Below are 6768 nucleotides of genomic sequence, written 5' to 3'. Positions count from 1 at the left end.
AGTGGCCCAATCCACTACCCGCCACAAAGTTAAGAAAATCCCCCGGTAGGCGTAGGGTAGCCGTCTTTTCGCCCGGGGTCGAAGAGGCATAGCCTCGAAGACCCCGGGTTACAGCCAAGGAAAAGGTACCCCTCCGGGGTGCCCTGCGTCCCGTCCAGCCCACCCGCCGGACATTCGCCTTTCGCACCGTCCGACTCGTCCCACAAGATAGCGCGCGCCTCAAAAAAGGGGCAATAATCTAATACCGATAAAAGAAAACACTAATACCGATATTAGGCGCACCTAATATCGGTATTAGTGAAATCTCTCTCCAGGGCCGTATCGGAGAGCTACAAGGTCAGTCGTCCCAGAAGCCGAGGTCGTCGAGCATCTCCTGCTCGTCGCGCTCCAGCTGCTCGAGGTCGTCCGTCTCAGCGTCCGCAGCATCCTCACTCAGCTCGGGATCGTCGTCATCGAGCCAGTCGGGGATATACTGCGTCGGGTCCATGAATTGCTCGAGATCGCGCCGCTCCTTCTTCGTCGGGCGTCCCGTGCCCCGCGCCCGCCCCTGGCGATAAGCGGCCTGCATCGTCTCGAGGATCTCGTACTCGCTCCGTGGGGTGACGTTCTTGAGATACTCGGGCACCAGCTTGGCTCCCACGCGAGCCTTGGGGAGCCCCACCACCTCGAAGGAGAAGGTCATCGGCGGCTTCTTCACCTCGATGCGATCGCCCACCCTCACCTTGGAGGCGGGCTTGAGGGAGACGCCATCGCGGGTGACACGATTGATCTTGCACGCCTTGGCGGCTATGGAGCGGGTCTTGAAGACTCGGGCGCCCCAGAGCCAGCGGTCTATACGTAGGTCTTCCATGGGTCGATTTTTTCTCTCTTAGTGATGATGGCTCTTCTTGTGCGTCTCGTCCTTGGTGCGGGCGTTGTAGGTATTCATCGTCCGCTCGATGCCCTGCAGGGCAAAGCTGCGGATCACCTCGGCGGCAAGGATGGCGAGGTTGGGCCACTGAGCCTCCTCCTCTTCGTCAAAGGAGCCGAGGACATAGTCGATCTGCCCCCCCTTGGCGTAGTGGGAGCCGATGCCAAATCGGAGACGGGCGTACTTCGCACTCCCCAGCGTTGCCTCGATGTGCTTCAGACCGTTATGCCCGCCGGAGCTACCCTGAGCGCGGATGCGAAATTCGCCAAAGGGGATATTGAGGTCATCAACGACGACAAAGAGGTTCTCCTGCGGGATATTCTCCTTCTTCATCCAGTAGCGGACGGCATCACCGCTGAGATTGACGTAGGTGGAGGGCTTGAGGAGGATGAGGATCTTATTCTTGACCCTCATCTGGGCGACCATGCCGTAGCGCTTGTCCTCAAAGGCGACACCACCCTCCTCCGCCAGCGCGCTGAGGACGCGGAAGCCGGCGTTGTGTCGCGTATCACGGTACTCGGGGCCGGGATTGCCGATCCCCACGATCAGGTATTTGCTTGACTCACTCATGACTTGATAGATAATGATCTGCCACCTCCTCCAGCCGGCTGTACCACTCGGCTCCGTAGGCGCGCACCAGTGCGGAGCGGACGAAGCGGTAGATCCGAATTCCCTCTCGCTGTCCCCGTGCCACCGCTGCATCGCAGAGTGGCGACCAGACGTCGTAGTAGAGGATCGTCCGCCCGGCATCGGTCCGCCGGGTACGCACCGGGTAGAGGTGGCAGGAGATTGGCTTGTAGAAGAGCGACTGCGACCCCTCGGTGAAGCACTTCTCGAAGGCACAGCGGCAGCACTCGCCCTCCTCATTGCAGGTAAAGACGCACCGCCCGCCGTCGACGATCATCGTCGCCCAGGCTCCCGGAGCCGGGCTGTAGAGCACGCCATGGGTCGTCATATAATCGACGTTGGCAGGCGGGATGGTGTCGATCACCCGGGGTAGTGTCTCCAGGAGGAGCTCCTTCTCCTCCTCCGCGACGGGAGCACCCTCCACGCCCTCCACGCAGCAGGCGCCCCGGCAGGCCTCGAGGTCACACGCGAAGTACTCGGTGATGACCTCCGGACTGACGAGGATCTCTCCCACCTCGAGGTATTTACTCTTCTTTGCCATAAAAAAAAGGAGAGCCATCCCTACCATGCCGGCACGGGGTGACTCTCCTTAGATCTTGCGACCCGTCGTCTCCTGCATATAGTGCGGGAGGGAGGGGCGTGGGTAGCTTACTCTGCGGAGCCCTCAGCAGCCTCCTCAGCCGGAGCCTCGGGAGCAGCGGGTGCTGCAACCTCCTCCTCAGCCTCCATCTGAGCAGCCATAGCGGCCATCTCACGGGAGGACTTGATGGTGGCGACAACGGCGTTGCCGGCGTTGAGCAGCTCGAGGTTGTCGAAGCTCAGGCTACGTACCTGGATCGGCTGGTCAACACCCATATTGGTGATGTCGATGTGGAGACGATCGGGGATATTGGTATAGAGACCCTTGACCTTGAGGTAGCGCATACGAGTGATCAGCGTACCACCGGCACGGACACCCTTCGCGAATCCATCGAGGACGATGGGCATATTGACCACGATAGGCTTATCCTCAGAGATCTGGAGGAGGTCAATGTGCAGCACCTCGTCGGTGACGGGGTGGAACTGCAGGTCCTGCACGATGCACATCACCTTGTCGCCACCCTCTACAGAGAGCTCGACCGTGTGCACATCGGGGGAGTAGATCAGGTTGCGCACATCCTTCTTGGATACGAGGAGGCTCTGATTCTTCTCACCACCATAGATCTCTACGGGGATCAGACCCTGGCGACGCTGGTCGCGGGTCGCCTTCTTACCCACCTCCTTGCGGAGAGTGGCACTTAGACTGTACGTCTTCATACTTGCTTATTAGTTGTGTTACTCAAAATTAGCTCTTCCTAATTTCCCATCACACCTTGATAGGCCTTTTCCATAAGAAAAGCACGCAAAGATACTGATTTCCTCTCACATAACGACCCCCCCGACTCCCCCTTTGGGCAAAAAAAGGAGAGAAAGCCCGGGTAGGACTCTCTCTCCATAGAGGGATGATCGATTCGCCGACCTTACTCTAAGCGGCGAGCACCGTCACCGATGATGACGGGGTAGACCTTGGGTGCGTGACCAAACTTCTCCTCATACGCCTTGGTGGCGTGGGCGATGAAGCTGTCGTAGAGCTCCTCGCGGACGAGATTGATCGTGCAGCCACCGAAGCCTCCACCCATGACACGTGAGCCGGTGACGCCGTGATGAAGTGCCTCGAGTACGAGGAAGTCCAGCTCCTCACAGCTCACCTCGTACTTCATTGAGAGGCCCCAGTGGGTCTGGTACATCTTACGACCCACGGTGGGGTAGTCCCCCGCCTTGAGCGCATCGGAGACCACCAGCACACGATCGATCTCCTCGATCACGTACTCGGCCCGGAGCGCATCCTCAGCGGAGACCTTGTCCCGGATGCTATCCAGCATGTGGAGGTCAGCGTCGCGGAGATACTCGATCTTGCGGTCGGGATAGGCCTCGCGGAGAGCCTTGACCACATGCTCGCAGGAGGCACGGCGCTGGTTGTAGGCTCCGGAGGCGAGGTTGTGCTTCACCACCGTGTCGATCAGGACGAGGCGGTAGCCCTCAGGCTCCCAGGGGAAGTACTCGTACTCCAGCGAGCGACAGTCGAGGCGCATGATGTGCCCCTCCTTGCCAAAGACGCTGGCAAACTGGTCCATGATCCCGCAATTGACACCCACATAGTGGTGCTCGGTCATCTGCCCGGCGATGGCGAGGTCGAAGTCGTCCACCTTGCCGTCACCGAAGAGCTCATTGAGCGCCCTGGCGTAGCAACTCTCGAGAGCAGCGGAGGAGGACATACCTGCCCCGAGCGGCACATCACCGGAGAAGGCGGTGTCGAAGCCCCTGACCGGGACTCCGAGCTTCTGCATCTCGCGGCTCAGACCGAAGATGTAGCGCGCCCACTGCTCCTCGGGGGCTTCTTCCTCCGTGAGACCGAAGGAAGCTCTCTCGTCGAGGTCGATGGCGAAGGCGTTGATGCGGTCGGTACCATTGGGACGGATTGCCGCCATGATACCGGTATCGACGGCGCCGGGGAAGACGAAGCCTCCGTTGTAGTCGGTATGCTCACCGATGACATTGATCCGGCCGGGGGCGAAGTAGAGGCACACCCCGTCTGTGTGGTCAAAGGCCTGCCCAAAGGCAGCTCTCACTTTTTCTCTATTTCTCATAAGGACTCAGGCTGCAGTGTGGGTGGCAGGGACGTCGGTCTTATTGGGCTTGCACCCCCAGAGGGCGTAGAAGAGGATCCATGCCTCACCGATGGCGACGAGGATCCAGGAGATATTCCAGCCGATACCATCAGCCATCGCGCCCTGGATCACAGGGAGGAGCGCACCACCGAAGCAGCCCATCATCAGGATGCCGGATGCCTTGGAGGTGTAGCGACCGAGGCCATTGAGGGCGAGGGTGAAGGTGGAGGGCCACATCACGGAGTGGAAGAGACCGATGGCACAGAGGAAGTAGGGATTCTCCGTCACCATAGCGAGGATCACGAGGATCAGCGCGGCGAGGGCGGCGATCATCAGCTGCGTGCGGGCGCTCACCTTGCTGAGGAAGCTGCCGACGAAGCGACCGACCAGCAGACCACCCCAGTAGAAGGAGGCAAGCGTGGCGCCGAGCTTGGCGGCCATGGCGAGGTCATTCATCGCATAGAGGACGATATTGGCACCCACGCAGACCTCCACGCCGACGTAGAAGAAGAGGGTCACCAGCCCGAGTGAGAGCTGACGGAAGGACCAGACACTATCGGGGAGTTTCTCGTCACCCGAGGAGACACCCTCGATCTCGGGGAGATTGATGCGGGTGAGGGCAAAGACGATCACCGCCACGAGGACCATCAGGCAGATGATCGGGAGGTAGAGGGAGGTGATATTGACCTCGAGTCCGCTCTTTCCGCTAAAGATCACGTAGGCGACGAAGAGCGGGCCGAGCGTGGTCATAAGGGAGTTACCGGTACCGGAGATATTCTGCCGCTGTACACCGGTGGTGCCGGGGACATCGCAGGCGACGAGGTAGGGATTGACCACAGCCTGGAGGTAGGTGAGTGCCGTACCGGCGACAAAGGCGGCAATGAGGAAGATCCAGTAAGCGATCGGAAGGGTTACGGGACCCTGCCAGGTGAGACCGGTGAAGTCACCGGACTTGGCGGTATTTATAACAAAATTGCCCGTCTCAGCCGCAGATGCCTGCATGGCAGCGATACTGCCCTGCTCCTCGATAGACTTTGCCTCACTGATCGCGTCAGAGAAGCGAGGCAGGTCAAAGCTGTCGAAGCACCAGGCGGAGCACATATAGATCGCAAAGGCAACGATCAGGATGCCGAGACCGAGGATGAGTGACTTCTTGTACCCATTCTTCTCGATATATCGGGTACTGATCGGACCCATCACTAAGTAGGCGAGGAAGAAGGCGAAATTGAGCGCCGTCGTCAGCGTATTGGTCATGCTACCTCCCTTGATGAGGTAGGCGGCCTGCATCGGGGCCTGGAATTGCTGATTGAGGTTGGTGATCAGGCCGATCAGAGCCATCAGCACCACCATGATGATGAAGGGCACCAAGTAATTGGGCTTCGTCTGATTGTACGTTTTAGTCATAAGATATTGTGGAAAGTGTTAGTAAGCGTATGGTCAGAGCTCCTCGTCCTGTATCTCCACGGTGGAGAAGGCGAAGGTGGTCCGACTCTCGTAGGTGTCTCCCGGGCGGAGGACCGTAGAGGGGAAGTCGGGCTTATTGGTCGAGTCGGGGAAGTGCTGTGTCTCGAAGCAGATCGCTGAGCGGGCGGGATAGCGGCTGTCGCCTTTGCCCCTCATATTGCCGGTGAGCCAATTGGCGGTATAGATCTGCACGCCGGGCTGGTCGGTCTGCACCTCCATGGAGATGCCGCTCTTGGGAGAGAAGCAGATGGCGCAGGGTCCGAAGGTACCCGGCTCCTTATCCAGCACCCAGGTGTGGTCGTAGCCACGCGCCTGGAGGAGCTGCTTCTCCTCTCTGTCGATCCGCTCGCCCACCTCGTGCCAGTCGAGGAAGTCAAAGGGCGTCCGCTCCACAGCCTCAGCGGTGCCGAAGGGGATCGCCGTGTCGTCCGTCGGGAGGTACTTCGACCCGAAGAGCCGCAGCATATGGTCGTGGACGGAGGGGTCGCCCTCCCCGGAGAGATTGAAGTAGGAGTGATTGGTGAGATTGACCACCGTCGGCCTGGTCGTAGTCGCCCTGTAGCGTATGTCGAGGGTGTTATCCTCCGTGAGGCTATAGGTCACCTCCACCTCCAGCTCTCCCGGGAAGCCCTCCTCGCCGTCTGCAGAGGTGTACCGCAGCACGAGCGTGGCGTCATCCCTCTGCTCGGCCTCCCAGACACGGAAGTTGAATCCGGTGGGTCCGCCGTGGAGGCTATTGGGACCATTATTGATCCTGAGGCGGTAGGTTATGTCATCAAGCGTGAACTTCCCCTTCGCGATCCGATTGCCGTAGCGACCGATGATAGAGCCGAAGTACTGCTCCTCCGTCCCGAGGTAGTCATCAAGGCTGTCGTGTCCGAGGACGACATCTACCGGCTTGCCTTCTCGGTCGGGGACGAGCAGCTGGACGATCTTGCCGCCATAATTGGTCACCAGCATCTCCATCCCGGCCCCATTGGTGAGGCAGTAGAGGTGGGTGGGATGACCGCAGAGGTTGCGGTCAAATTTCTCTGCGTCTATCGCGACAGGCTTTCTATAATAGTTCATACGTAAGCATTG

Annotated in this window: 7 protein-coding genes; all 7 read right to left on the bottom strand. The window is 59.6% G+C overall.

Going from position 1 to position 6768, the window contains the following annotated elements; all coding sequences use genetic code 11:
- Nucleotides 1-337 precede the first annotated feature (337 nt).
- Entirely contained in the window at nt 338-850 is a 513-nt protein-coding gene (locus QZR17_RS04445; RefSeq protein WP_070464060.1) for a S4 domain-containing protein, read from the bottom strand.
- 18 nt (nt 851-868) lie between these two features.
- Nucleotides 869-1480, bottom strand: a complete 612-nt coding sequence (gene pth / locus QZR17_RS04440) for an aminoacyl-tRNA hydrolase (protein WP_297128136.1) — start codon at nt 1478-1480, stop codon at nt 869-871.
- The gene (locus QZR17_RS04435; RefSeq protein WP_297128133.1) at nt 1473-2096 is read right to left on the bottom strand and encodes a DUF3109 family protein; all 624 of its coding nucleotides are present in this window, start codon (nt 2094-2096) and stop codon (nt 1473-1475) included. Before QZR17_RS04435 ends, pth begins: the two co-directional genes overlap by 8 nt.
- A gap of 89 nt (nt 2097-2185) precedes the next feature.
- Nucleotides 2186-2833, bottom strand: coding sequence for a 50S ribosomal protein L25 (locus QZR17_RS04430; protein WP_297128130.1), 648 nt, complete (start codon nt 2831-2833; stop codon nt 2186-2188).
- A gap of 203 nt (nt 2834-3036) precedes the next feature.
- A complete protein-coding gene (gene galK / locus QZR17_RS04425; protein ID WP_297128127.1) occupies nt 3037-4203 on the bottom strand; it encodes a galactokinase in 1167 nt (388 codons plus the stop codon).
- Nucleotides 4204-4209: 6 nt separating this feature from the next.
- Nucleotides 4210-5628, bottom strand: a complete 1419-nt coding sequence (locus QZR17_RS04420) for an MFS transporter (RefSeq protein ID WP_297128124.1) — start codon at nt 5626-5628, stop codon at nt 4210-4212.
- 33 nt (nt 5629-5661) lie between these two features.
- Nucleotides 5662-6756, bottom strand: coding sequence for an aldose epimerase family protein (locus QZR17_RS04415; RefSeq protein ID WP_297128121.1), 1095 nt, complete (start codon nt 6754-6756; stop codon nt 5662-5664).
- Nucleotides 6757-6768 lie beyond the last annotated feature (12 nt).

This window comes from uncultured Porphyromonas sp. (assembly GCF_900541275.1).
Lineage (GTDB): Bacteria > Bacteroidota > Bacteroidia > Bacteroidales > Porphyromonadaceae > Porphyromonas_A.
The sequence above is the reverse complement of the archived record's forward strand: the minus strand, read 5'-3'. Positions and strand labels throughout refer to the sequence as shown.

Excerpts from the sequence above, each read along its gene's own strand:
- QZR17_RS04445 (WP_070464060.1), bottom strand. The coding sequence starts at position 850 with ATGGAAGACCTACGTATAGACCGCTGGCTCTGGGGCGCCCGAGTCTTC.
- QZR17_RS04435 (WP_297128133.1), bottom strand. The coding sequence starts at position 2,096 with ATGGCTCTCCTTTTTTTTATGGCAAAGAAGAGTAAATACCTCGAGGTG.
- QZR17_RS04430 (WP_297128130.1), bottom strand. The coding sequence starts at position 2,833 with ATGAAGACGTACAGTCTAAGTGCCACTCTCCGCAAGGAGGTGGGTAAG.
- QZR17_RS04415 (WP_297128121.1), bottom strand. The coding sequence starts at position 6,756 with ATGAACTATTATAGAAAGCCTGTCGCGATAGACGCAGAGAAATTTGAC.
- pth (WP_297128136.1), bottom strand. The coding sequence starts at position 1,480 with ATGAGTGAGTCAAGCAAATACCTGATCGTGGGGATCGGCAATCCCGGC.
- galK (WP_297128127.1), bottom strand. The coding sequence starts at position 4,203 with ATGAGAAATAGAGAAAAAGTGAGAGCTGCCTTTGGGCAGGCCTTTGAC.
- QZR17_RS04420 (WP_297128124.1), bottom strand. The coding sequence starts at position 5,628 with ATGACTAAAACGTACAATCAGACGAAGCCCAATTACTTGGTGCCCTTC.